The sequence below is a fragment of the Streptomyces sp. NPDC050439 genome, assembly GCF_040655335.1.
Lineage (GTDB): Bacteria > Actinomycetota > Actinomycetes > Streptomycetales > Streptomycetaceae > Streptomyces.
In genome coordinates, this window is the sequence record NZ_JBFAJT010000008.1 from 23248 (window position 1) to 47675 (window position 24428).

The window sequence follows — 24428 nt, forward strand, 5'->3', positions numbered from 1 at the left end:
TCGGTCAGGCGCCGGTCGGGATCCAGTAACGCAGCTTTCCGCCGCGTTCGTCCTCGAACGCGCCGCCCGCGCCCTCGATCACCTTGCGCGAACCGGTGTTGTCGGTGTCGCAGGTGACCAGGACCGATGGGATGTCCAGCGCGCGTGCGTACGGCAGGGCGCCGATCAGCATGGCCGTGGCGTGCCCGCGGCGGCGGGCGGTGGGGCGTACGTCGTAGCCGATGTGGCCGCCGTACTCGCGCAGGAAGCGCGTGTTGACGTTGTGCCGGATGGCGAGGCGGCCGAAGTAGTCGGCGCCGTCCGCGTACCAGAGGGTCGTCACGGGGACGGAGAACGGCTCGGCGGGGTGCACGGCGGCGCGGACCTCGGCGACGTACCGCTCGAAGACCGTGGGGTCGTGCCACTTGTCGCCGTAGTCACGCAGGGTCTGGCCGAGCGTCGTGTCGTCGTCGTCACCGCCGCGCCCCTCGGCGCGGAACTCCTCCATCGCGGCGACGAAGGAGAGATGCACGAGGCCGGTGGGCGGGACGAGTCGAGGACCCGCCCCGGCCACCGGCTCCGGGTGCGTCACTTACTTCACTACCGACAGCGGGAGGAGCTTCTTGCCGGTGGGGCCGATCTGGATCTCGGTCTGCATCTGCGGGCAGACGCCGCAGTCGAAGCACGGGGTCCAGCGGCAGTCCTCGACCTCGGTCTCGTCGAGCGAGTCCTGCCAGTCGTCCCAGAGCCAGTCCTTGTCGAGACCGGAGTCCAGGTGGTCCCAGGGCAGGACTTCCTCGTAGGTCCGCTCACGCGTCGTGTACCAGTCGAGGTCCACGCCGAAGGCGGGCAGCGTCTTCTCGGCGCAGGCCATCCAGCGGTCGTAGCTGAAGTGCTCGCGCCAGCCGTCGAAGCGGCCGCCGTCCTCGTACACCGCGCGGATGACGGAGCCGATGCGGCGGTCACCGCGCGAGAGCAGGCCCTCGACGATGCCGGGCTTGCCGTCGTGGTAGCGGAAGCCGATCGAGCGGCCGTACTTCTTGTCGCCGCGGATCTTGTCGCGCAGCTTCGCGAGGCGGGCGTCCGTCTCCTCGGCCGACAGCTGCGGGGCCCACTGGAAGGGCGTGTGCGGCTTGGGCACGAAGCCGCCGATGGAGACCGTGCAGCGGATGTCGTTGCCCGCGACCTCGCGGCCCTTGGCGATGACGTTCGCCGCCATGTCCGCGATCTGCAGGACGTCCTCGTCGGTCTCGGTGGGCAGGCCGAGCATGAAGTACAGCTTGACCTGGCGCCAGCCGTTGCCGTACGCGGTCGCGACGGTGCGGATCAGGTCCTCTTCGGAGACCATCTTGTTGATGACCTTGCGCATCCGCTCGCTGCCGCCCTCGGGGGCGAAGGTCAGGCCGGAGCGACGGCCGTTCCTCGTCAGCTCGTTCGCCAGGTCGATGTTGAAGGCGTCGACGCGGGTCGAGGGCAGGGAGAGGCCGATCTTGTCTTCCTCGTACCGGTCCGCGAGGCCCTTGGCGACGTCCGCGATCTCCGTGTGGTCCGCCGAGGAGAGGGAGAGCAGGCCGACCTCTTCGAAGCCGGTGGCCTTGAGGCCCTTCTCCACCATCTCGCCGATGCCGGTGATGCTGCGCTCCCGCACGGGGCGCGTGATCATGCCGGCCTGGCAGAAGCGGCAGCCGCGGGTGCAGCCGCGGAAGATCTCCACGGACATGCGCTCGTGGACGGTCTCCGCGAGCGGCACGAGGGGCTGCTTGGGGTAGGGCCACTCGTCCAGGTCCATGACGGTGTGCTTGGACACGCGCCACGGGACACCGGACTTGTTCGGCACGACACGGCCGATGCGCCCGTCCGGGAGGTACTCGACGTCGTAGAACCCGGGGACGTAGACGTTGCCGGTCCTGGCGAGGCGGAAGAGGACCTCCTCGCGGCCACCGGGGCGGCCCTCGGCCTTCCACTCGCGGATGATCGCCGTCATGTCGAGCACGGCCTGCTCGCCGTCGCCGATGACCGCGCAGTCGATGAACTCCGCGATCGGCTCGGGGTTGAAGGCCGCGTGGCCGCCGGCGAGGACGATCGGGTCGTCGATGCCGCGGTCCTTGGACTCCAGCGGGATGCCCGCGAGGTCCAGGGCCGTGAGCATGTTCGTGTAGCCCAGCTCCGTGGAGAAGCTGAGCCCGAACACGTCGAAGGCGCCGACGGGGCGGTGGCTGTCCACGGTGAACTGCGGGACCTTGTGCTCCCGCATCAGCTCCTCGAGGTCCGGCCAGACGCTGTACGTGCGCTCGGCGAGGACGCCCTCGCGCTCGTTCAGTACCTCGTAGAGGATCATGACGCCCTGGTTGGGCAGCCCCACCTCGTAGGCGTCCGGGTACATGAGCGCCCAGCGGACGTCACATTCGTCCCAGTCCTTGACGGTGGAGTTGAGCTCTCCGCCGACGTACTGGATGGGCTTCTGGACGTGCGGGAGAAGCGCTTCCAGGCGTGGGAAGACGGACTCGACAGGCATCACAGCGTCTTTCGGCAGGATCTCAGTTCTGGCAGGGGTGACCATCCAGCGTACCTCGGTACTCACCCGCCCAATGACGACCTCACCTTGGGCCGGGACGCCCGGTGCCACACCGCGGGCAGCTCGTTCTCGCGCTCGGCGGCCCTGGCCTCCTCCTGCCCGTACAGAAGCCCCCAGGTGAAGGCGGTCTCGCCCGCCGTGTGGGCCTGGACGGCGAGGTTCCGCAGGGCGTCGCGCGCGACCACGCTGTCCTGGTGGTCGCCGAGCACCTTCTGGACGGCCTTCATCCGCTTCGCGAACCGCTTGGCGGGCTTGCCGAGCGCGGGCTTCGCCGCCTCGCCCGCGTACCGGGCACGCTTGGCGGCCTTGCGGGCGCCGTGCATCGCCACGTCCCGCTCCTCCCCGGGCGCCAGCGCGAGGGCGTGTTCGATGCGGGCCTCCAGGCGGGCGTAGTCCTTCCGGGCGGCCTTGGGCAGCGCCTTGCCGGGGGACGCGGTGGCGGCCTTGCGCAGCGGCGGGTCGGCGAGCAGCGCGTCCACGGAGTCGAGGAGCTGCACGTACCGCCGGCTTTCGAGCGCGGCGACGGTCCTGCTCCGGGCGTCGGCGGAGCCCGCGACGTTCCAGATGCTCAGGCGGGCCCGCACGGGACCCAGGAGCAGGGTCCCCGGCACGGCGTCGATGCGGCCGGTGAGCCGCTCGGCCAGGACCTCCTGGTCGCGGTCGACGCCGAGCTCTCCCGCGAGCCACTTCAGTTCGTCGCCGATCGGGTCGGTGACGGAACGGTCGAGGAGCTTCCTGTACGAGCGGAACGCGCTGCGCATCCGCCGCGTGGCGACCCGCATCTGGTGCACGGAGTCCGGCTGGTCGCGGCGGACGTCGGGGTCGAGGGCGACGAGGGCGTCGCGCTGGGTGCGGATGTAGGCGAGGACGTGGTCGGCAGCGGTGACGGGGTCAGGTTGCACGGCGGAGTCCTTCGGCTGGATGACGGTGTACCCGTCACCCTTCTGCCCCTTCTTGCCCCCGGCAGGCTTCAGCGTGCCCTCCGCGACCAGCTGCCGGGTCGCGGAAAGCGCCGTCCCCGCCTGGGCCTTGGCCAGTTTCGAGGCGGCCGCCGACCGCTCGACGCCGAGCTTCTTCAGCTTCTTCTCGATCTTGTCGAGCAGGGCCGGATCCACGCCGTCCGCGAGCTCCACCTCGATCTCGGCCCACTCGGTGGTGCCGCCGACCTCCGTGAGCCGCTCGGCCCTGACCCGGTCGATGCTCAGCTCGGCGAGGAGCGCGCCCTTGTCGTCGAGAAGGTGGCGCAGGTCCCGCGCGGTCAACAGCCGCATGACGGCGACGAGTTCGGCGTCGCGCACCCGGGATCGCACCAGCGCGGAGAGCTCGGGCGGCACCGAGTCCGACAGGGGTGCCTGGATCTCGTCCCGCGCGCCCTGGACGAGGGACACCGGCAGTTTCAGGTGCCAGCCCTCGTCGTCGCCGCCCGTGCGGCGGCGGAGCGTGATCGAGTCCGCGAGCAGAAGTTGGTCGGTCGTGTCGTGGTAGACGGCGTCCAGTTCGACGACACCCTTATCGACGACCTTCGCCACTGAGGCGACACCGGTCAGGTCGGGCAGCTCCGCGGCCGCTTCGACGTCGTACTTACGCTCGATCTCCCGCTTTGTCTCCGCCATGAACCGAATCTAGACGGGATCCGGGGCGCTGGGCAGTCCCCCAGACGCCCCGGGGCCGAGCTAGGCCGACATCGGTCGCTGCACCTTGATGGACTGGAGCAGGCCGACGGCCACCCAGACCGCGAACATCGATGACCCTCCGTACGAGACGAAGGGCAGCGGCAGGCCCGCCACCGGCATGATGCCGAGCGTCATCCCGATGTTCTCGAAGGACTGGAAGGCGAACCAGGCGATGATCCCGGCGGCGACGATCGTGCCGTACAGCTCGGTCGTCTCGCGCGCGATGCGGCAGGCGCGCCACAGGAGGATGCCGAGCAGGACGAGGATGAGTCCCGCGCCCGCGAAGCCGAGCTCCTCGCCCGCGACCGTGAACACGAAGTCCGTCTGTTGCTCGGGCACGAACTGCCCCGTCGTCTGTGAGCCCTTGAAGAGGCCGGTGCCCGACAGGCCGCCGGAACCGATCGCGATGCGCGCCTGGTTGGTGTTGTAGCCGACGCCCGCCGGGTCGAGCGCGGGGTTGGCGAAGGCCGCGAAGCGGGCGATCTGGTAGTCGTCCAGGACGCCGAGCTGCCAGACGGCGATCGCGCCCGCGGCGCCCGTGCCGAGGAGCCCGAAGACCCAGCGGTTGGAGGCACCCGACGCGAGCAGCACGCCGAGCACGATCATCGCCATCACCATGACCGACCCGAGGTCGGGCATGAGGAGCACGATCAGTATCGGTACGGCGGCCAGACCGAGGGCCTGGATCACCGTGCGGTGGTCGGGGTGGACCCGGTCGCCCGCGTCCACCCGTGCCGCGAGCAGCATCGCCATGCCCAGGATGATCGTGATCTTCACGAACTCGGAGGGCTGCAGCGAGAAGCCGCCGCCGAGCACGATCCAGGCGTGCGCGCCGTTGATCGTCGCGCCGAGCGGGGTGAGGACGAGCAGGACGAGGAAGACGGAGATGCCGTAGAGGATCGGCACGGCCGTCCGCAGCGTCCGGTGGCCGAGCCACACCGTGCCCGCCATCAGGGCGATGCCGATGCCGGTGTTCAGGAGGTGCTTGAGCAGGAAGGAGTACGGGTCGTCGCCGACCAGCTCGGTGCGGTTGCGCGTCGCGGAGTAGACCAGCGCGGAGCCGATCGCGGAGAGCGCGATCGCCGAGAGCAGTATCGGCCAGTCCATCCTGCGCACCAGCGAGTCGCGGGCGAACAGGCGGGCCGAGAGAGAGGAGCGCTCGGGACCGTAGCCGGAGACGGAGAAGCCATTGTTGCCGGCCACTAGTCGCGCCTCCCGTTCGCGGGCGCGCCCGCCAGTTCCTGCGGCTGCTCGGACGGCTTGGGCGCCTCGGGCTTGTACGGCTTGATCTTCGGGGAGTCGATCGAACCGTCGGTCTCGATCTTCGGCAGGTTCTTCTGCGGCTGGGGCAGCAGGGCCTTCTTCAGGTTCTGCTTGCCGCTGTCGTCCAGGCCGTAGATGCCGTCGTAGATCTTGCGGACGGCGGGGCCCGACGCCCCGGAACCCGTACCACCCTGGGAGATCGTCATCACGATCGAGTAGTCCTTGGTGTACGTCGCGAACCACGAGGTGGTCTGCTTGCCGTGGACCTCCGCCGTACCCGTCTTGGCGTGCATCGGGATCTTGTCCTGCGGCCAGCCGCCGAAGCGCCAGGCGGCCGTTCCCTTGGTGGCGACGTCGGCAAGGGCACCGTCTATGTCCTTGCGCGTCTTTTCGTCCATGGGCAGCTTGCCGTGCGACTTGGGCTTGATCTCCTGGACCTGCTTGCCGTCGGCGCTGATGATCGCCTTGCCGACGGTCGGGTCGTAGAGGGTGCCGCCGTTGGCGATGGCGGAGTAGATCGTCGCCATCTGTATCGGCGTGACGAGGGTGTCGCCCTGTCCGATGGAGTAGTTGACGGAGTCACCGGCGCGCATCTTCATGCCTTCGAGGCAGTTCTCGTACGCGATCTGCTCGACGTAGTCGCCGCCCTTCTTGCCCTGCTTGCACCAGCCGTCCTTGTTGGCCTTCCAGTAGTCCTTCTTCCACTGGCGGTCCGGGACGCGGCCGGTGACCTCGTTCGGCAGGTCGATGCCGGTCTCCTTGCCGAGACCGAACTGGTGGGCCGTCTTGTAGAACCAGTCCTTGGCGTCCTTCTTCGGCTTGTTGCCGCCGTCCTTGGCCCACTGGTCGTGCGAGAGCTTGTAGAAGACGGTGTCGCAGGAGACCTCGAGGGCCTGGCCGAGGCTGATGCTGCCGTGGCCCTGGGACTCGAAGTTCTTGAAGGTCTGGCCGCCGATGGAGTACGAGCTGGGGCAGGGGTAGCTGCCGTTGAAGTCGTAGCCCGCGTTGACCGCCGCCGTGGTCGGGATGACCTTGAAGATCGAGCCGGGGGCCGCCTGGCCCTGGATGGCGCGGTTCAGGAGCGGGTAGTTGGACTTCTTGCCGGTGAGCTGGGTGTAGTCCTTGCCGGAGATGCCGCCGACCCAGGCGTTCGGGTCGTACGTCGGGTTGGACGCCATGGAGACGACGCGTCCGGTCTTGTTCTCCATGACGACGACGGCGCCCGCGTCGGCCTTGTAGTTCTCGTTGGTGTTCTTGTCGAACTCCTGGCGCGCCTTCTTCATCGCGTCGTTCAGCCAGTACTCGGACAGCGCCTGTACGCGCGCGTCGATGCTGGTGACGACGTTCGCGCCGGGCTGGGCCGGGTCGTCCTTGGCCTTGCCGATGACGCGGCCGAGGTTGTCGACCTCGTAGCGGGTGACGCCGGCCTTGCCGCGCAGCTGCGCGTCGTAGGTCCGCTCAAGACCCGAGCGGCCGACCTGGTCGGAGCGCAGGAACGGCGAGTCGGTGTGCTCCGCCTTGGTGATCTCCTCGTCGGTGACGGGCGAGAGGTAGCCGAGCACCTGGGCGGTGTTGGACTTGCCGGGCGCGGCGTAGCGGCGGACGGCGGTGGGTTCGGCGGTGATGCCGGGGAAGTCCTCGGCGCGCTCCCGGATCTGGAGGGCCTGCTTGGGCGAGGCCTCGTCCGTGATCGGGATCGGCTGGTAGGGCGAGCCGTTCCAGCAGGGCTGCGGGGTCTTGGAGTCGCAGAGGCGGACCTTGTCGGAGACTTCCTTGGTGGTCATGCCGAGGACGTCGGCGAGCTTGGCGAGGGCCGCCTTGCCGTCGTCCTTCATCTTCATCAGGTCCGTGCGGGACGCGGAGACGACCAGGCGGGTCTCGTTGTCGGCGATCGGCACGCCGCGGGCGTCGAGGATCGAGCCGCGTACGGCGGGGTCGACGACCTGCTGGACGTGGTTGCCTGAGGCTTCCTCGGCGTACTCCTCGCCGTTGCGGATCTGGAGGTACCAGAGGCGGCCGCCGAGGGTGAGGAGGAGGGAGAGCACGAGGATCTGGATGACGATGAGACGGATCTGGACTCTCGGGGTCCGTCCGGTCTCGGGAATGTTGGTCACAGGCGCTTGACCCCCTTGATGCGTCCGGCGCGCGCCACGCGGGCCTTGGCCGCCTTCATCCGCAGGCCGCCGCGCTGGTTGCCGATGCGCAGGCCGGTGCCGGAGGAGAGCCAGCCGGACGCGACGTCCGTGGCGGCCTTGTTGGCGGGTGAGGTCTCCCCCAGCGGGTCGTTCTCGGCTCTGCGGGCGAGCGCGATGATCAGCGGCACCGTGAACGGCGCGAGCAGCAGGTCGTACAGGGCGGCCGTGAAGAGGAGCCCGCCCAGGCCCACGTGGCGGGCGGCGGTGTCCCCCACGAGGGCGCCCACGCCCGCGTACAGCAGGGTCGAGCCGATGGCGGCGCTGACGACCACGACGAGCGGCCCGGTGGCAGACCGCAGCCGTCCGGTCTCCGGCTTGGCCAGGCCCGCGAGGTAGCCGACGACGCACAGGACCAGGGCGTACCGCCCGGCGGCGTGGTCGGCCGGCGGCGCCAGGTCCGCGAGGAGTCCGGCGCCGAAGCCGACGAGGGCGCCGCCCACATGGCCGTAGACCAGGGCGAGGCCGAGCACCGTGAGCAGCACCAGGTCCGGTACCGCGCCCGGCAGCTGCAGCCGGGCCAGGACGCTGACCTGGATGACCAGGGCGACGACGACCAGGGTGGTGGAGAGCAGGATTCGGTTGAAGCGCATGGTTCCGGTGCTCCTACTGCTCGTTGCCGTTGTCGACGCCGTCGGCCGGGGCCTGTCCTGACGGGGTGGCCGTCACGGTCACCGTCGGGGTCGGCTTCGGCTTGGCGGGCTTCTTCGGCAGCACCGTGTCGCGCGGGTCCTCGCGGGGCGCTTCGACGACGACTCCGACGATGTCCAGCTTGGTGAAGCCGACGTACGGCTTGATGTAGATGTTGCGCGTCAGGTCGCCGCCCGAGGGGTCCACGCGAACGACCTGGCCGACCGGAACGCCCGGCACGAACGGCTTGTCCTTCTGCGATCCGAAGGTGACCAGGCGGTCGCCCTTCTTGATCTTGGCCTTGCCGTTGAGCATCTGCACCGACAGCGGGCGGTCGCCCTGTCCGGTGGCGAAGCCGAGCTCGTCGGTCTTCTCCATACGGGTGCCGACGGTGAAGTCGGGGTCGTTGGCGAGCAGGACGGTCGCGGTGCTGGGGCCGACCGTGGTGACGCGGCCGACGAGGCCGTCGCCGTTCAGGACGGTCATGTCGCGCTTGAGTCCGTCGTTGGCGCCCGCGTCGATGGTGACGGTCCAGGAGAAGCCCTGGGCCGCTCCTATGCCGATGACTTCGGCGCCCTTGATGCCGTACTGACCGGCACCGGCGCTCTTGAGCATGCTGTCCAGCTGTCTGACCCGACTGCGATTGCGGTCGTCGCTGCCGAGCTTCGCCTTCAACGCGGCGTTCTGCCGCGTGAGTTCGGCGATCCGGTCATGCCGGTCACCGGAGTCCCGTACCGCGCCGATGGCGTTGCCGATCGGGTCGACGGCGGACGACACGCCGTCCTCGACCGGGCCGAAGACCGTGGCGGCGGCCTGGCGGGCACCGTCGACCGGCGAGTCCTCGCCACCACGGATGTCCACCGTGATCAAAGCGAACGCGATGGCGATCAGCAGCACCAGGAGCAGCCGGCTCTCTCGTGTGTCCCTCACGTGCGGCGGCCGTGCCTTCCTCAGTTGGAAATCCTTGGAATCCGCGGCGTCTGCGGGCGCCGCGGAATTGTTGTGCCGAGCCCTTGTCGTGCGTTGTCTGCTGAGCCCTCTATATCAACGATCCGCCGCACGAGGTGACAGGCACTCGTACGGCGGACACCCTTTCAGCGGGTTCGCGCCACCCTCAGCGGCGCGGCGATGCGTCAAGGACCTGCTGAAGCGCCTCGAACTCCTCGACGCACTTGCCGGAGCCGAGCGCCACGCTGTCCAGCGGGTCCTCGGCGATGTGGATCGGCATGCCCGTCTCGCGGCGCAGACGCTCGTCGAGGCCGCGCAGCAGGGCGCCGCCTCCGGTGAGAACGATGCCGCGGTCCATCACGTCACCGGAAAGCTCCGGCGGGCACTTGTCGAGGGTCGTCTTGACCGCGTCCACGATCGCGTTGACCGGCTCCTCGATGGCCTTGCGGACCTCGGCGGCGGAGATGACGACGGTCTTGGGCAGCCCGGAGACCAGGTCCCTGCCGCGGATCTCGGTGTGCTCGTCGGCGTCCATGTCGTACGCGGAGCCGATGGTGATCTTGATCTGCTCGGCGGTGCGCTCACCGAGGAGGAGGGAGTACTCCTTCTTGATGTGCTGGATGATCGCGTTGTCCAGCTCGTCGCCGGCGACGCGGATCGACTGTGCCGTGACGATTCCGCCGAGCGAGATGACGGCGACCTCGGTGGTGCCGCCGCCGATGTCGACCACCATGTTGCCCGTGGCCTCGTGGACCGGCAGGCCGGAACCGATGGCCGCGGCCATGGGCTCCTCGATGATGTGCACCTGGCGGGCGCCGGCCTGCGAGGAGGCCTCGATGACGGCGCGGCGCTCGACTCCGGTGATGCCGGAGGGCACACAGACGACGACACGCGGGCGGGCGAGGTATCGCCGCTTGTGGATCTTCAGGATGAAGTAGCGGAGCATCCGCTCGGTGATCTCGAAGTCGGCGATGACGCCGTCCTTCAGCGGTCGCACGGCAACGATGTTGCCCGGCGTGCGACCGATCATCTTCTTGGCTTCGGCGCCGACAGCGAGGATGCCACCGGTGTTGGTGTTGATCGCGACCACGGACGGTTCGTTGAGAACGATCCCGCGACCCCTGACGTACACCAGCGTGTTGGCGGTCCCGAGGTCGACAGCCATGTCACGGCCGATGAACGACATGTTGTTCCCCATGAGGATGCGTCTGGCCTTCCCTGGAGCTTCTGATGGCTTTTTAGGTAGGCGAGGTGGGTGCTGTGTGGCGTGGAGGCTTCCATCGTAGTCTCGCCTGCACGAACACGGCGCTAGGGTCTTCGCCATTGTCAGCAGATGATGCGCCGCCTCGCTCTTGGAGACGTGCCATCGGAGGCACGGGTTCCCCCAATTGGGGCGCATATGCCAAGGGGCGGCCGGTTTTCTCGGCCACCCCTGGTCAGGGCGGTGCCCTGCTGACTAGGCGTCAGAAGTCTTTACGGAACTCTTTACCTGTGTCCGCCAGGCGAGACCGTGTCGGGCCGTCAGACGACACCCGGGAAGAAGATCTTCAGCTCGCGCTCGGCGGACTCCTCGGAGTCCGAGGCGTGGATCAGGTTCTCCCGGACGATGCTGCCGAAGTCGCCCCGGATGGAGCCGGGCGCGGCGGCGATCGGGTCGGTCGGACCCGCGAGGGCGCGCACGCCCTCGATGACACGCTCACCCTCGACGACGAGCGCGACGACCGGACCGGAGGACATGAAGTCGACCAGCGGCTCGTAGAAGGGCTTGCCCTTGTGCTCGCCGTAGTGCTGCTCCAGCGTCTCCTGGTCGAGCGAGCGCAGTTCGAGGGCGGAGATCGTCCAGCCCGCCTTGCGCTCGATGCGGCCGATGATCTCGCCGATCAGGCCACGACGGACGGTGTCGGGCTTGAGCAGGACGAGAGTGCGCTGGGTCATGTGCGGCTCCAAGCATTTTTTCTACGTGCGTGTGGGTTGCCCGGCAGAATACCGGCACCCACTACACCGCGTTACCTCCGGCCCCGTCCCCGGGGGCCCGCACGGTCAGGCCTCGGCCTCCGCCTGTGCCGCGAACCTGGCCTTCGCCTCGTCGATCTTCTGGCCGAAGTGGATCGAGGCCCACCACAGCGCGGCGAACACCGCCCCCATGAAGAACATGATCGGCACGACGAAGCCGCTCGCGATGAGCGCGATCTGCAGGGCCCAGCCGAGCTGCACCCCGCCGGGCCTGGTGATCATTCCGCACAGCAGGACGCAGAACAGCATCGCGATGCCGCAGACCGTCCAGACCGTGCCCATCGTCAGGTCCGGGTCCTTCATGGCGACCAGACCGGCGAAACCGATGACGAAGAACTCGCCGATCAGCGTCGAAGCACAGAGCGTACGCACAGGAGTCAGCCCCTCCCCAGGAGCAGTCGGGCCTCGCCGACCGTGATGACGGAGCCGGTGACCAGGACGCCACCGCCCGCGTACTCGCCCTCTTCCTCGGCGAGGGTGATCGCTGCTTCCAGCGCGTCCGGCAGGCGCGGCTCGACCTGGACGCGGTCGTCGCCGAAGACCTCGACGGCGATCCCGGCCAGCGTGTCCGCGTCCATCGCCCGATGGCTGGAGTTCTGCGTGATGACGACCTCGGCGAAGATCGGCTCGAAGGCTTCGAGCAGCCCCTTCATGTCCTTGCCGTCGCTCGCCGCGACCACGCCGATCAGGCGGCTGAAGTCGAAGACCTCGCTGATCGCCTCGGCGGTGGCGCGGGCGCCCGCCGGATTGTGCGCGGCATCCAGGACGACGGTCGGCGAGGTGCGCACGACCTCCAGGCGGCCCGGCGACGAGACCGAGGCGAACGCCTTGCGGATGGTGTCGATGTCGAGCACGCGCGCGTGCTGGGAGCCGATGCCGAAGAACGCCTCCACCGCGGCGAGGGCGACGACGGCGTTGTGCGCCTGGTACGCGCCGTGCAGCGGCAGGAAGATTTCCTCGTACTCCCCGCCGAGGCCGCGCAGGGTCAGGAGCTGGCCGCCGACCGCGACCGTGCGGGAGACGATGCCGAACTCCAGGCCCTCGCGGGCCACCGTCGCGTCGACCTCCACGGCCTTCTTCAGGAGGACCTGCGCCGCGTCCACCGGCTGCTGGGCGAGGATCACCGTCGCGTCCTGCTTGATGATGCCGGCCTTCTCCGCGGCGATCTCGCCCGGCGTGCCGCCCAGGCGGTCGGTGTGGTCCAGGTCGATGGGCGTGACGACGGCGACGGAGCCGTCGATGACGTTCGTCGCGTCCCAGTTGCCGCCCATGCCGACCTCGACGACGGCGACGTCCACGGGGGCGTCCGCGAAGGCCGCGTACGCCATGCCCGTGAGCACCTCGAAGAAGGAGAGCCTGTACTCCTGTTGGGCGTCGACCATCTCCACGTACGGCTTGATGTCGTGGTAGGTCTCCACGAAGCGCTCGGCCTCGATGGGGGCGCCGTCCAGGCTGATCCGCTCGGTGATCGACTGGACGTGCGGCGAGGTGTACCGCCCGGTGCGCAGCTCGAAGGCGCTGAACAGGGCCTCGATCATGCGGGCCGTGGACGTCTTGCCGTTCGTCCCGGTGATGTGGATGGAGGGGTACGCGCGCTGGGGCTCGCCCAGGACGTCCATCAGCGCGGAGATCCGGCTGACGGAGGGCTCCAGCTTCGTCTCTCCCCAGCGGCCGGCGAGCTCCGTCTCGACCTCGCGCAGCGCCTTGTCGATCTCCGGGTCGGTGGGGCGGGCGGGGATGTCGCCCTGGGGCGGGCCCGCCTGCGTGCGCAGGGTGCGGCTGCCCGCCTCGATCACGGCGAGGTCGGGGTCGCGGTCGGTCTCGGCTTCGACGATCTCTTCGAAACGGTCGTCGCTCTCGTGGTCGTCGGGGCGGGCGCTGTCGGGCGGGGGGAGGTCACTCACGTACGCCAGTCTACGGACGGGGTGTGACAGCCGCCGTCGGGACCTGCTCCGGCCCGCTCGGGACTTTGGTCCCGTCCGATTCGGGACCTTGGTCCCCCCGATCCGGTCAATCGCCGGGCAAACTTGGCGATCATGGACATAGGTATCGACCTCGGCACAGCGAACACCCTTCTCTACGTACGCGGCCAGGGCATCGTGCTCAACGAGCCGTCCGTGGTCGCCGTCAAGGAGGGCGCGCGCACCGCCCTCGCCGTCGGTACGGAGGCCAAGCAGACGATCGGCCGGACTCCGGGCACGATCACCGCGATCCGTCCGCTGCGGGACGGCGTGATCAGCGACTACGAGGCCGCCGAGGAGATGATCCGGCACTTCGTGCGCAAGGCCGTGCCGGGGCGCCGTCCCCGTACGCGGATGGTGGTGTGCGTGCCGAGCGGTGTCACGCAGGTCGAGCGCAGGGCCATCGTGCACGCGGCGCAGCGGGCGGGGGCCCGTGCCGTGCATCTGGTGGAGGAGCCGATGGCCGCGGCGATCGGGGCGGGGCTGCCGGTGGCGGAGCCGCGGGGCTCGATGGTGGTCGACATCGGGGGCGGCACGACCGAGGTCGCGGTGATCTCGCTCGGCGGGATCGTCACGGCGCAGTCGCTGCGGGTGGGCGGGGACCGCTTCGACGAGGCGATCACGAACTTCGTGCGCAAGGAGCACGGGCTGCTCATCGGCGAGCGGACCGCCGAGGACATCAAGGTCGCGGTCGGCTCGGCGTGGCCGGTGCCGGGGGACGACGCGCTGGAGTCGCGGACGTTCACCGTGCGGGGCCGGGAGAAGGTGCGGGGCCTGCCGAAGACGGTGGACCTGACGGTGCGCGAGGTGCGGGCGGCGCTGGACGAGCCGGTGGAGGCGGTGATCGCCGCGGTGCGGGCGACGCTGGAGGAGTGCCCGCCGGAGCTGTCCGGCGACGTGATGGAACACGGCATCATCCTGACCGGCGGCGGCGCGCTCCTGCCGGGCCTCGACCTGCGCATGGCGTCGGCGACGGGCATCCCGGTCTTCGTGGCGGACGACCCGCTGGACAGCGTGGCGCTGGGCTGCGGGAAGTGCGTGGAGGACTTCGACGGTCTTGAGCGGGTGATGTCGGCGGCGTAGGTGGGCGGGGGTGATCGTTCCGGGGGCCCTCAGGCCAAGTCCCCCGCGGGCAGCGTCGCGAGGACCGCGTAGAGCCCCCCGCAGGGGCCAGCCGAGAAGGTGCCGCCCATCGTGTGGACCCGCTCGGCCATCCCTGCGGTACCGGTCCCGGCGGAGACGGGTGAGAAGGAAGGCCCCGCGCCGGGCAACGCGTTGCGCACGCTGACCCGCAGGCGCCCGCCGGCGACCCGTACCCGCACGTCCACCCGCTCCCCCGGCGCATGCTTCGCCGCGTTCGTCAGGCACTCCTGCACCACCCGGTGCACGGCGGCCTGCCGGATGGGCGAAAGCCGGTACGCGGCCCCGTCGATCAGGAGATCGACCGGCGTCCCGGCCCGCTCACTGCGCTCGGCGAGCTCGCCGAGCGCGTCGAGGCCGGGCGTGGGAGCCCCGTCGACACCGCGCCGCACGATGATCTCGTTCAGCATGCGGTGCGCCGAGCGCGCCGTCTCCGACAGCTCCTCGAAGCCGTCCTCGAAGTCGCCGCCCGTGGCCGCCCGCCGCGCCAGCACCTGCGAGCGCACGCTCAGCAGCGTCAGCTCACGGCCCACGAAGTCGTGCACGTCCCGTGCGATACGGGAGCGCTCCTGCTGGACCGCGTGCAGCGCGGCCGTCTCGGCCCGCTGCGCCTCCAGCGCGCGCACCAGGTCCTGGCGGTTGGCCGCGACGCCGACCCCCGCGGCGAGCACGCCGATCGGCACGACCAGGCCGAGGAAGGAGCCCAGGGTGTCCCCGCGGTGCACCGGCCACCCGGGGAGGGTGAACATCACGTACGCGAAGGCCACGTACCCGATCACGCCGAACGTACCGGCGAGACGGCCCCGGTACCGGCCAAGGGAGTACAGCGCGAACTGGGCCAGGGTCAGTTCGTGCAGCCAGCCGATGAGGACGAGAGCCACCGCGTACGTCACCCAGGGCGCGCCGCGGCGCACCAGCAGGGACGCGGCGCCGCAGGTCAGGACCAGGGCCGCGAGGGGGCCATTGAGGGCGTTGTCCGCCTCGGCGAGGCCGGGGATGTCCAGGCTCATCAGGGCCAGGCAGCTGCCCGCGGTGAGAGCGTCGAGCACCCGGGGCGCACGCGCCCAGCGCCCGGCCAGACGGCGGCCAGCGGCCGTCGCCCCGCGGATCGCCTGGGCGACGGGCTGGTCGTGCATGCCCTCCATCATCCAAGGTCTTTCTGCCCGAATCATCAGACTTATGACCTTTATTTCGTGAAGTGTGACACGTCGACATCACCCGGCGTGGCGGCCCCCGAAAGCCTGCCACCGGGGGTCAAATCAGACCATGTGGTATGCCCAGAATCCCGGCCGACGGACCCGTCAACTGCTCGGCGACGGTGCGGTCCTGCTCTGGACCGCGCTGTGGACCGCCGCCGCCGTCGTCGCCTACCGGCTGGCCTGTCTGCTCACCCGGCCCGCACCGGAGACCCCTGCCCCGCCCATCGGCGACCCCTCGCGCCTGCCCCTGGTAGGTGATCGCGTCGACTCCGCGCTGCGGATCGCCGCGGACGTCGCCGGAGCCGGGGACCCGGTGACCGTACGCGCGGCGGTGATCGTGGGCGCCGTCGTCGTCTTCCTCGTGCCCGTGGGCCTCGTGCTCAACAGCTGGCTCCCCCGCCGCCTGCGCTGGATCCGGCAGGCCGCGGCCGCCCACGAGCTCGCCGCGAGCGACGACGGCCGTGAACTGCTTGCCCTGCGCGCCCTGCTGCGCCCCCTCGACGAGGTCGCGCGAACCGCGCACGAACTCCCCGACGCCACCGCGGGCAGCCTCGCCGAGGGCTGGCGCGGCGGCGACCCCGACGTCATCGACGCGCTCGCCGAGGCGGAGCTGGTGCGCCTCGGGCTGCACATCCCCGAGAGCATCCCCGACAACATCCCCGACAACGGGACAGGGCTCACGGAACCGTACGGTCCCATGAGCCCTGTCTCCACCGCGTGAAGGTTCGCGCGACTGATCGCGTGACTAGCCCTGCGGCAGCCCCTCCAGCTGGGCCTGCAGGCGGGCGATGTCCGCGTCCGCCTTGCTGAGGCGGCCACGGATCTTGTCGACCACGTTGTCCGGCGCCTTCGCCAGGAACGCCTCGTTGCCCAGCTTCGCCGTGGCCTGCGCCTTCTCCTTCTCGGCGGCGGCGAGGTCCTTGGCGAGGCGCTTGCGCTCCGCCGCGACGTCGATCGTGCCGGACAGGTCGAGCGCGACCGTGGCGCCCGAGACCGGCAGCGTGGCGGTGGCCGCGAAGCCCTCGCCCTCCGGCTGGAGCCGCAGGAGCTGACGGATGGCCGCCTCGTGCGGGGCGAGCGCCGTGCCGTCGAGGGAGAGGCGGGCCGGGACCTTCTGGCCCGGCTGGAGCCCCTGGTCGGCGCGGAAGCGGCGGACCTCGGTGATGACCTGCTGGAGCGTCTCGATCTCCTGCTCGGCGCCGGCGTCACGGAAGCCACTGTCCTTGGGCCACTCGGCGATCACGAGCGACTCGCGGCCGGTGAGGGTCGTCCAGAGCGTCTCCGTGACGAACGGGACGATCGGGTGCAGCAGGCGCAGCGTCACGTCGAGGACCTCGCCCAGGACACGGCCCGAGACCTTCGCCGCGTCGCCGCCGCCCATGAACGTCGTCTTGGACAGCTCGACGTACCAGTCGAAGACCTCGTCCCACGCGAAGTGGAAGAGGGCGTCCGACAGCTTGGCGAACTGGTAGTCGTCGTAGAACGCGTCGACCTCGGCGACCGTCGCGTTCAGCCGGGACAGGATCCAGCGGTCCGTCGCCGAGAGCTGCTCGGCGGGCGGGAGTTCGCCCTCGATCGTGGCGCCGTTCATCAGCGCGAAGCGCGTGGCGTTCCAGATCTTGTTGGCGAAGTTGCGCGAGCCCTGGACCCAGTCCTCGCCGATCGGCACGTCGACGCCGGGGTTGGCGCCGCGGGCCAGCGTGAAGCGGACGGCGTCCGAGCCGTACTTGTCCATCCAGTCGAGCGGGTTGACCGCGTTGCCGAAGGACTTCGACATCTTCTTGCCGAACTGGTCGCGGACCATGCCGTGCAGCACGATCGTGTGGAACGGCGGGGTGCCGTCCATCGCGTACAGGCCGAACATCATCATCCGGGCGACCCAGAAGAAGAGGATGTCGTAGCCGGTGACCAGGACGGAGTTCGGATAGAACTTCGCGAGGCTGTCGGTCTCCTCGGGCCAGCCGAGCGTGGAGAACGGCCACAGGCCGGACGAGAACCACGTGTCGAGGACGTCGGAGTCCTGGGTCCAGCCGTCACCCGTGGGCACCTCGTCGTCGGGTCCGACGCAGCGGACCTCGCCGTTCGGCCCGTACCAGACCGGAATCCGGTGGCCCCACCACAGCTGGCGCGAGATGCACCAGTCGTGGAGGTTGTCGACCCAGTCGAAGTAGCGCTTCTCCATCTCCTGCGGGTGGATCTTGACCTTGCCGTCGCGGACGGCGTCACCGGCGGCCTTGGCGAGCGGACCGACCTTGACCCACCACTGCATCGACAGACGCGGCTCGATGGTGGTCTTGCAGCGCGAGCAGTGGCCGACGGAGTGGGTGTACGGACGCTTCTCGGCGACGATGCGGCCCTCGGCGCGCAGGGCGCCGACGATGGCGGAGCGGGCCTCAAGACGGTCGAGCCCCTGGAAGGGACCGGGGACGGTGATGACGGCGTGCTCGTCCATGACCGCGATGTTCGGCAGGTCGTGGCGCTGGCCGATCTCGAAGTCGTTCGGGTCGTGCGCCGGGGTCACCTTGACGGCGCCGGTGCCGAACTCGGGGTCGACGTGCTCGTCGGCGACGACGGGGATCGTGCGGTCGGTCAGCGGCAGCTTGATCTGCTTGCCGACCAGGTGCTTGTACCGCTCGTCCTCGGGGTGGACCGCGACGGCGGTGTCACCGAGCATCGTCTCGGCACGGGTGGTGGCGACGACGATGGTCTCGTCCCCCTCCCCGTACTTCATCGACACGAGCTCGCCGTCGTCGTCCTGGTACTCGACCTCGATGTCGGAGATCGCCGTCAGACAGCGCGGGCACCAGTTGATGATGCGCTCGGCGCGGTAGATCAGCTCGTCGTCGTAGAGCTTCTTGAAGATGGTCTGGACGGACTGGGAGAGGCCCTCGTCCATCGTGAACCGCTCACGGTCCCAGTCGACGCCGTCGCCGAGGCGGCGCATCTGCCCGGAGATCTGGCCGCCGGACTCGCCCTTCCACTTCCAGACGCGCTCGATGAACTCCTCGCGCCCCAGGTCGTGGCGGGACTTGCCCTCCTTGGCGAGCTCACGCTCCACGACGTTCTGCGTGGCGATGCCGGCGTGGTCCATGCCCGGCTGCCACAGCGTCTCGAAGCCCTGCATGCGCTTGCGGCGGGTGAGGGCGTCGATGAGCGTGTGCTCGAAGGCGTGGCCCAGGTGCAGGGACCCGGTGACGTTCGGCGGCGGGATGACGACGGTGTACGGCGGCTTCTCACTGTTCGCGTCGGCGGAGAAGTAGCCGCGTTCTACCCAGCGCTCGTACAGCGTCCCCTCTACCTCGGCCGGCGCGTACTGGGTCGGCAGTTCGGTGGTGGGCGCTGGATTCTGCTGCTGAGTGTTCTCGGTCACCGGGCCAGTTTAGAGGTGTCACAGACCCGTCCCGAAACCGGATTCTTGAGTAACGGTTGCGGCCGTGCGCCCCATGGGGCTTCGCCTTCGGTCAGGATGTCGGCATCACATAAGCGTTCGGAGGGGAACCCACGCGATGAGCTACAACCAGCCTGGCCCGTACGGCGGGCAGCAGCCCCAGCAGCCCGGTCCTTACGGGCAGCAGCCGGGCCAGCCTGGGCCCTACGGCCAGCAGCCGCAGGCTCCCCAGCCCGGTTACGGCTACCCCCAGCAGCCGCCCCAGGGCGTCCCCCCGCAGCAGGGCGGCTACAGCCAGCCGCAGCAGCCGGGGCCGTACGACCACAACCAGCAGGGCGGCCCGTACGGGCAGGTCCCGCCGCCTCCGCCCGCGGGGGGCGGCAGCGGCAAGAAGACCGGGATCATCATCGGCGCGGTCGTCGCGCTCGTCGCGATCGGCGGCGGCATCTGGTGGTTCACGGCCGGCAAGGACGACAGCTCGTCGTCGGCGGGGAACTCCGCGGTCGCGGACGACGGCGCGCACAAGCTGGTCACGCCCGAGACGGTGCTCTCCGAGTACAAGAAGAAGGCCGGGGCCAGCGACGGCTTCGACGACGAGGACATGAAGGAAGCCGAGAAGGACGGCGTCAAGAACGGCACGCCCGTGGACGCGGAGTACCAGTCGGGTGACGAGAGCAACCCGCTGGCGCAGAAGATGATCAAGTTCATGGGTGTCTACGGAGAGATCGACAACCCGTCCAAGGTGGTCGACGGGATGTTCGCCAAGATGAAGAAGGAGTCGGTGAACGAGAAGACCGACACGGGCGAGCTGATCGGCAGCCCCAAGAGCTTCAACGGCGACGGCGCGGTCCTCAAGTGCCAGGAGACGGAGATCAAGGGCGGTGGCTCCGGCCCCAAGTCGATCCGCATGCCGGTCTGCATCTGGGGCGACAACAGCACGCTCGGCGTCGTGATCCCGGTCGACATGGCGTCCGCCATGACCGGCAAGAGCGCCTCGCTGGAGGACGCCGCGGACACCACGTCCAAGCTCCGCAAGGAAGTACGCGTGAAGTCGTGACGCCCTGAGGCGCCTCCATGGACGCCTCTACGTGCACAGCAGCCCCGGTCGCTTCGGCCGGGGCTGCTTCCGTCAGGATGTCGGCATCACATCAGCACACTCACGGGGGAACCCACTCATGAGCTACAACCAGCCCGGCCCGTACGGCGGGCAGCCGCCCCAGCAGCCCGGCCCCTACGGCCAGCAGCCGCAGGCACCCCAGCCCGGCTACGGCTACCCCCCGCAGGCCCCGCAGGGCGTGCCCGGTCAGCAGCCGGGACCGTACGGCCAGCCGCAGGCCCCCTACGGGCAGCAGCCGCAGGCTCCCTACGGGCAGGTCCCGCCGCCTCCGCCCCAGGGCGGCGGCAAGAAGACCGGCGTCATCATCGCCGCCGTGGTCGCGGTCGTGGCGGTCGCCGTGGGTGGCTACTTCGTCCTCGCGGGCGGTGACGACAAGGACGGCGGCAAGAAGGGCGGTTCCTCGTCGGTGGCGGGCGGCGGCGCGGCCGACGGCGGCATCAAGGACGACGGGCCGCACAAGCTCATCACGCCGGCCACGGTCCTCACCGAGTACAAGCTGGAGAAGGACGCCGGCAGCGAGAGCGGCATGACCTCCTCCGACGTCAGGGAAGCCGAGAAGCACGGCGTGAAGAACGCCAAGGACGTCGCGGGCCAGTACCAGTCGGGGACCGAGGACAACCCGCTGTCGCAGAAGATCCTCCAGTTCAACGGCGTCTACGGCGACATAGCGGAGCCGGAGGACGTCGTCGACGCGATGTTCGGCGAGGCGGAGAAGAACGCCCAGGAGGGCGGCGGCGGCACCGGCGGCCAGAAGATGACGCTGGTCGGCAGCCCCAAGTCGTACAGCCCCGCCGGGCTCGACGGAGCGGTCCTGAAGTGCCAGGAGATGAAGCTCGACTTCGGCTCCTCCTCCACGGCTGGCGCCAGCGCGGGCCCGAGCGAGATGTCGATGGCCACCTGCATCTGGGGTGACCACAGCACCCTCGGCATCGTGATCACCACGGACGTGGCGAACGCGATGGGCGGCAAGAGCGCCGACCTCGACGAGGCCGCGGAGACGTCGGCCAAGCTCCGCAAGGAAGTTCGCGTCAAGCTCTGACGCCGGAGGGAAAGCGAAGAGGGGCGCCCGGCGAGCTAATCGCCGGGCGCCCCTCTTGCGTAAGCCCAAGAGCTACGCGGACTTCTGTTCCCCCGCGCCCGGGCCCCGCGCGTCACGCGGCACCAGGGTCGGGTTCACGTTCGAGTGGACGACGTCCGCCGTGATGACCACGCGGGCCACGTCCTTGCGGGACGGGACCTCGTACATCACCGACTGGAGGACTTCCTCCATGATGGCGCGCAGGCCGCGCGCGCCGGTCTGGCGCAGGATCGCCTGGTCGGCGATGGCCTCCAGGGCCTCGCGCTCGAAGTCCAGCTCCACGCCGTCGAGTTCGAAGAGGCGCTGATACTGCTTCACCAGTGCGTTGCGCGGCTCGACGAGGATCTGGAGCAGGGCCTCGCGGTCCAGGTTGTGGACCGAGGTGATCACGGGGAGGCGGCCGATGAACTCCGGGATCATCCCGAACTTCACCAGGTCCTCCGGCATGATGTCCTCGAACCGGTCCTTCTCCTGAAGCTCGCGCTTGGAGTGGATCGTGGCGCCGAAGCCGATGCCCTTCGCGCCCGCCCGCGACTCGATGATCTTCTCGAGGCCTGCGAACGCGCCGCCCACGATGAAGAGCACGTTCGTCGTGTCGATCTGGATGAACTCCTGGTGCGGGTGCTTGCGTCCGCCCTGCGGCGGGACGGAGGCCGTGGTGCCCTCCAGGATCTTCAGCAGGGCCTGCTGGACGCCTTCACCCGAGACATCGCGCGTGATCGAGGGGTTCTCGCTCTTGCGGGCGACCTTGTCGATCTCGTCGATGTAGATGATGCCCGTCTCGGCCTTCTTGACGTCGTAGTCAGCGGCCTGGATGAGCTTCAGGAGGATGTTCTCGACGTCCTCACCGACATAACCCGCCTCCGTGAGCGCCGTCGCGTCAGCGATGGCGAACGGGACGTTCAGCATGCGCGCCAGTGTCTGCGCGAGCAGCGTCTTGCCGGAGCCGGTCGGGCCGAGCAACAGGATGTTGGACTTGGCGAGTTCGATCGCGTCGTCGCGGCCCTGCGCCCCGCCGGTCTCACCGGCCTGGACCCGCTTGTAGTGGTTGTAGACCGCCACCGAGAGGGCTTTCTTCGCGGGCTCCTGGCCCACGACATACCCCTCGAGGAATTCGTAGATCTCGCGAGGCTTGGGGAGTTCCTCCCACCGCACCTCGCTCGTCTCCGCGAGCTCTTCCTCGATGATCTCGTTGCAGAGGTCGATGCACTCATCGCAGATGTACACACCGGGACCTGCGATGAGCTTCTTGACCTGCTTCTGACTCTTCCCGCAGAACGAGCACTTGAGCAGATCGCCGCCGTCACCGATGCGTGCCACGAGGTGCTTCCCCTTCGCCTGGGAGACGCCACGTTCAGCGACTCCTGGTGCCTCTATCTGACGGTACCTTGCCCGGCCCCCCGTTCGGGCCCCCCTTGGCACGGTTCACTTCGAGGTGAACCGTGCCAAGGAACGGCAGATGCTACAGCGCTGCGTCAGACGACCGAGGAGTTGTTCATCTTCCGGGTGGAGATGATCTGGTCGACCAGGCCGTACGCCAGTGCGTCCTCGGCAGTGAGGATCTTGTCGCGCTCGATGTCGTCGCGGATCTTCTCGATCGGCGTCGTGGAGTGCTTGGCCAGCATCTCCTCCAGCTGCGAGCGCATCCGGAGGATCTCGTTCGCGGCGATCTCCAGGTCGGAGACCTGACCGCGGCCCGTCTCGCTGTAGGGCTGGTGGATCAGGACGCGCGCGTTCGGCAGCGCCATGCGCTTGCCCGGCGTACCGGCCGCGAGGAGCACGGCGGCGGCGGACGCGGCCTGGCCCATGCAGACCGTCTGCACGTCGGGCTTCACGAACTGCATCGTGTCGTAGATGGCCGTGAGCGCCGTGAAGGAGCCGCCGGGGCTGTTGATGTAGATCGAGATGTCACGGTCCGGGTCCATCGACTCCAGGCACAGGAGCTGCGCCATGACGTCGTTGGCGGACGCGTCGTCGATCTGCACGCCGAGGAAGATCACGCGCTCCTCGAAGAGCTTCGCGTACGGGTCGTACTCACGCACGCCCTGCGAGGTGCGCTCGACGAAGCGCGGGATGACGTAGCGGGACTCGGCGCTCGGGCCGGTGTACTCGGCCTGGGCGCCCTCGTAGAGGCCGCTGCCGGGGAAGTTCTTCATCTCTGTAGGTCTCCTGAGGAGCGTGGGCTTCGGTCGGCTTCGGAAGGGCTGAGCGGTGAGGCTCAGGCTCCGGTGCCGCCGCCGCCCGGCATGCTGGCCGCGTTGGGCATGATGTCGTCGATGAGGCCGTACTCCTTGGCCTCCTGCGGGTCGAACCAGCGGTCGCGGTCCGAGTCGCGGGTGACCTGCTCGACGGTCTGCCCCGTGTGGAACGCGGTGAGATCCGCCATCTTCTTCTTGGTGAGAAGCAGCCGCTCGGCGTGGATCTTGATGTCCGACGCGGAGCCCGCGAGACCGGCGGAGGGCTGGTGGATCAGGATCTCGGCGTTCGGCAGCGCGAAGCGCTTGCCGGGGGTGCCGGCGCTGAGCAGGAACTGACCCATCGAGGCCGCCATGCCCATCGCGATCGTCACCACGTCGTTCTGGATGTACTGCATGGTGTCGTAGATCGCCATGCCAGCCGTGATGGATCCACCAGGGCTGTTGATGTAAAGGAAGATGTCCTTGTCCGGCTCTGCGGCAAGGAGCAGCAACTGCGCTGTGATCTTGTTGGCGATGTCGTCGTCCACGGCCTGGCCGAGGAAGATGATCCGCTCGCCGAGCAGCCGGTTGTAGACCTGGTCGCCGAGGCCACCACCGATGGAGGGGTCGCCGGCGGCGGAGGGCATCAGATTCGTCACGTATCCACCTGCTCGTCTTACGACGGCGCCGGGCCGTCTCACGTCTTCTTCTGAGGCTTGGGACCCCGCGTGCTCGCCGCTCCGGGGCGGCTTCGGGGACTCCCCTGCCCTCGTATTCATGGACCCTAACGCTCAGCCCCGTCCGGGGAATCCCGCAAAGGGGACTGTTCGCTGTGAGCGCAGGTTGTGCCCCGCAAGGGGCGCGGGGAACTGCGCGGCCCGCCCCCACGCGGCCGCAGGCGCGTCTGCCGCGTGCCGTTCCACGGCGGGTGCGGCTGGTACGTGGTTGCTCGCGCAGTTCCCCGCGCCCCTGACGGGGCCGGGGGGGGGGGGCGGGGGGGGGGCGGGGGGGCGGCGGGCGGGGGGGGGGGGGCGCGCGCCGGGGGGGGGGGGGGCGCGGGGGGGCGGGGGGCGGGGGGGGGGGGGGCCCCGCGCC

At 69.5% G+C, this 24428-nt stretch carries 20 protein-coding genes; 4 read left to right on the forward strand and 16 right to left on the reverse strand.

Translation table 11 applies throughout. From position 1 onward, the window contains the following. Nucleotides 1–4: 4 nt before the first annotated feature. The 11 genes from AB0I66_RS30470 to AB0I66_RS30520 all read right to left on the reverse strand — a co-directional run bounded on the left by AB0I66_RS30470 (nucleotide 5) and on the right by AB0I66_RS30520 (nucleotide 13177). The gene (locus AB0I66_RS30470; protein ID WP_363211182.1) at nucleotides 5–571 is read right to left on the reverse strand and encodes a GNAT family N-acetyltransferase; all 567 of its coding nucleotides are present in this window, start codon (nucleotides 569–571) and stop codon (nucleotides 5–7) included. Further along, nucleotides 572–2494, reverse strand: a complete 1923-nt coding sequence (locus tag AB0I66_RS30475) for a TIGR03960 family B12-binding radical SAM protein (protein WP_363211183.1) — start codon at nucleotides 2492–2494, stop codon at nucleotides 572–574. Between the two features lie 62 nt (nucleotides 2495–2556). Continuing rightward, entirely contained in the window at nucleotides 2557–4167 is a 1611-nt protein-coding gene (locus AB0I66_RS30480; protein WP_363211184.1) for a CYTH and CHAD domain-containing protein, read from the reverse strand. Nucleotides 4168–4227: 60 nt separating this feature from the next. Continuing rightward, complete coding sequence (gene rodA / locus AB0I66_RS30485) at nucleotides 4228–5430, reverse strand: rod shape-determining protein RodA (protein WP_363211185.1); 1203 nt, start codon at nucleotides 5428–5430, stop codon at nucleotides 4228–4230. Then, complete coding sequence (mrdA, locus tag AB0I66_RS30490; protein ID WP_363211186.1) at nucleotides 5430–7604, reverse strand: penicillin-binding protein 2; 2175 nt, start codon at nucleotides 7602–7604, stop codon at nucleotides 5430–5432. Before mrdA ends, rodA begins: the two co-directional genes overlap by 1 nt. Next, on the reverse strand, nucleotides 7601–8275 hold the full coding sequence (mreD, locus tag AB0I66_RS30495; protein ID WP_363211187.1) for a rod shape-determining protein MreD: 675 nt from the start codon (nucleotides 8273–8275) through the stop codon (nucleotides 7601–7603). The genes mrdA and mreD overlap by 4 nt, the downstream gene beginning before the upstream one ends. A 13-nt stretch (nucleotides 8276–8288) precedes the next feature. Further along, a complete protein-coding gene (gene mreC, locus AB0I66_RS30500; RefSeq protein WP_363211188.1) occupies nucleotides 8289–9242 on the reverse strand; it encodes a rod shape-determining protein MreC in 954 nt (317 codons plus the stop codon). Nucleotides 9243–9426: 184 nt separating this feature from the next. Beyond that, a complete protein-coding gene (locus tag AB0I66_RS30505; protein WP_160505014.1) occupies nucleotides 9427–10446 on the reverse strand; it encodes a rod shape-determining protein in 1020 nt (339 codons plus the stop codon). A gap of 335 nt (nucleotides 10447–10781) precedes the next feature. Continuing rightward, the gene (ndk, locus tag AB0I66_RS30510; protein ID WP_363211189.1) at nucleotides 10782–11195 is read right to left on the reverse strand and encodes a nucleoside-diphosphate kinase; all 414 of its coding nucleotides are present in this window, start codon (nucleotides 11193–11195) and stop codon (nucleotides 10782–10784) included. Nucleotides 11196–11300: 105 nt separating this feature from the next. After that, nucleotides 11301–11645, reverse strand: coding sequence for a DUF4233 domain-containing protein (locus AB0I66_RS30515; RefSeq protein WP_363211190.1), 345 nt, complete (start codon nucleotides 11643–11645; stop codon nucleotides 11301–11303). A 5-nt stretch (nucleotides 11646–11650) separates the two neighbouring features. Next, nucleotides 11651–13177: a folylpolyglutamate synthase/dihydrofolate synthase family protein gene (locus AB0I66_RS30520; protein ID WP_363211191.1), complete on the reverse strand. Its 1527-nt coding sequence runs from the start codon at nucleotides 13175–13177 to the stop codon at nucleotides 11651–11653. Nucleotides 13178–13309: 132 nt separating this feature from the next. Between AB0I66_RS30520 and AB0I66_RS30525 the strand changes: the two genes are divergently transcribed. Continuing rightward, nucleotides 13310–14317 carry a rod shape-determining protein gene (locus AB0I66_RS30525; RefSeq protein ID WP_363211192.1) on the forward strand — a complete coding sequence of 336 codons (1008 nt, stop codon included), beginning with the start codon at nucleotides 13310–13312 and terminating at the stop codon, nucleotides 14315–14317. A gap of 29 nt (nucleotides 14318–14346) precedes the next feature. Here AB0I66_RS30525 and AB0I66_RS30530 read toward each other — a convergent pair whose 3' ends face one another. Further along, nucleotides 14347–15510 (reverse strand): histidine kinase, encoded by a 1164-nt coding sequence (locus AB0I66_RS30530; protein WP_363211193.1) that lies wholly within the window; start codon nucleotides 15508–15510, stop codon nucleotides 14347–14349. 130 nt (nucleotides 15511–15640) lie between these two features. Between AB0I66_RS30530 and AB0I66_RS30535 the strand changes: the two genes are divergently transcribed. Next, nucleotides 15641–16294, forward strand: a complete 654-nt coding sequence (locus AB0I66_RS30535) for a hypothetical protein (protein WP_363211194.1) — start codon at nucleotides 15641–15643, stop codon at nucleotides 16292–16294. Nucleotides 16295–16318: 24 nt separating this feature from the next. Here the strand turns inward: AB0I66_RS30535 and AB0I66_RS30540 are convergent, their stop codons facing one another. After that, nucleotides 16319–18943, reverse strand: a complete 2625-nt coding sequence (locus tag AB0I66_RS30540) for a valine--tRNA ligase (protein ID WP_363211195.1) — start codon at nucleotides 18941–18943, stop codon at nucleotides 16319–16321. Nucleotides 18944–19079: 136 nt separating this feature from the next. Here AB0I66_RS30540 and AB0I66_RS30545 point away from each other — a divergent pair, with 136 nt between their 5' ends. Continuing rightward, nucleotides 19080–20018 (forward strand): hypothetical protein, encoded by a 939-nt coding sequence (locus AB0I66_RS30545; RefSeq protein ID WP_363211196.1) that lies wholly within the window; start codon nucleotides 19080–19082, stop codon nucleotides 20016–20018. Nucleotides 20019–20136: 118 nt separating this feature from the next. Further along, on the forward strand, nucleotides 20137–21117 hold the full coding sequence (locus AB0I66_RS30550) for a hypothetical protein (protein ID WP_363211197.1): 981 nt from the start codon (nucleotides 20137–20139) through the stop codon (nucleotides 21115–21117). A 72-nt stretch (nucleotides 21118–21189) separates the two neighbouring features. Here the strand turns inward: AB0I66_RS30550 and clpX are convergent, their stop codons facing one another. From clpX to AB0I66_RS30565, 3 genes are all read right to left on the reverse strand, one after another. Next, nucleotides 21190–22476 carry an ATP-dependent Clp protease ATP-binding subunit ClpX gene (gene clpX, locus AB0I66_RS30555; RefSeq protein WP_160505024.1) on the reverse strand — a complete coding sequence of 429 codons (1287 nt, stop codon included), beginning with the start codon at nucleotides 22474–22476 and terminating at the stop codon, nucleotides 21190–21192. A gap of 155 nt (nucleotides 22477–22631) precedes the next feature. After that, the gene (locus AB0I66_RS30560; protein WP_363211198.1) at nucleotides 22632–23312 is read right to left on the reverse strand and encodes an ATP-dependent Clp protease proteolytic subunit; all 681 of its coding nucleotides are present in this window, start codon (nucleotides 23310–23312) and stop codon (nucleotides 22632–22634) included. A 62-nt stretch (nucleotides 23313–23374) separates the two neighbouring features. Next, a complete protein-coding gene (locus AB0I66_RS30565) occupies nucleotides 23375–23980 on the reverse strand; it encodes an ATP-dependent Clp protease proteolytic subunit (protein ID WP_202122057.1) in 606 nt (201 codons plus the stop codon). Nucleotides 23981–24428: the final 448 nt, after the last annotated feature.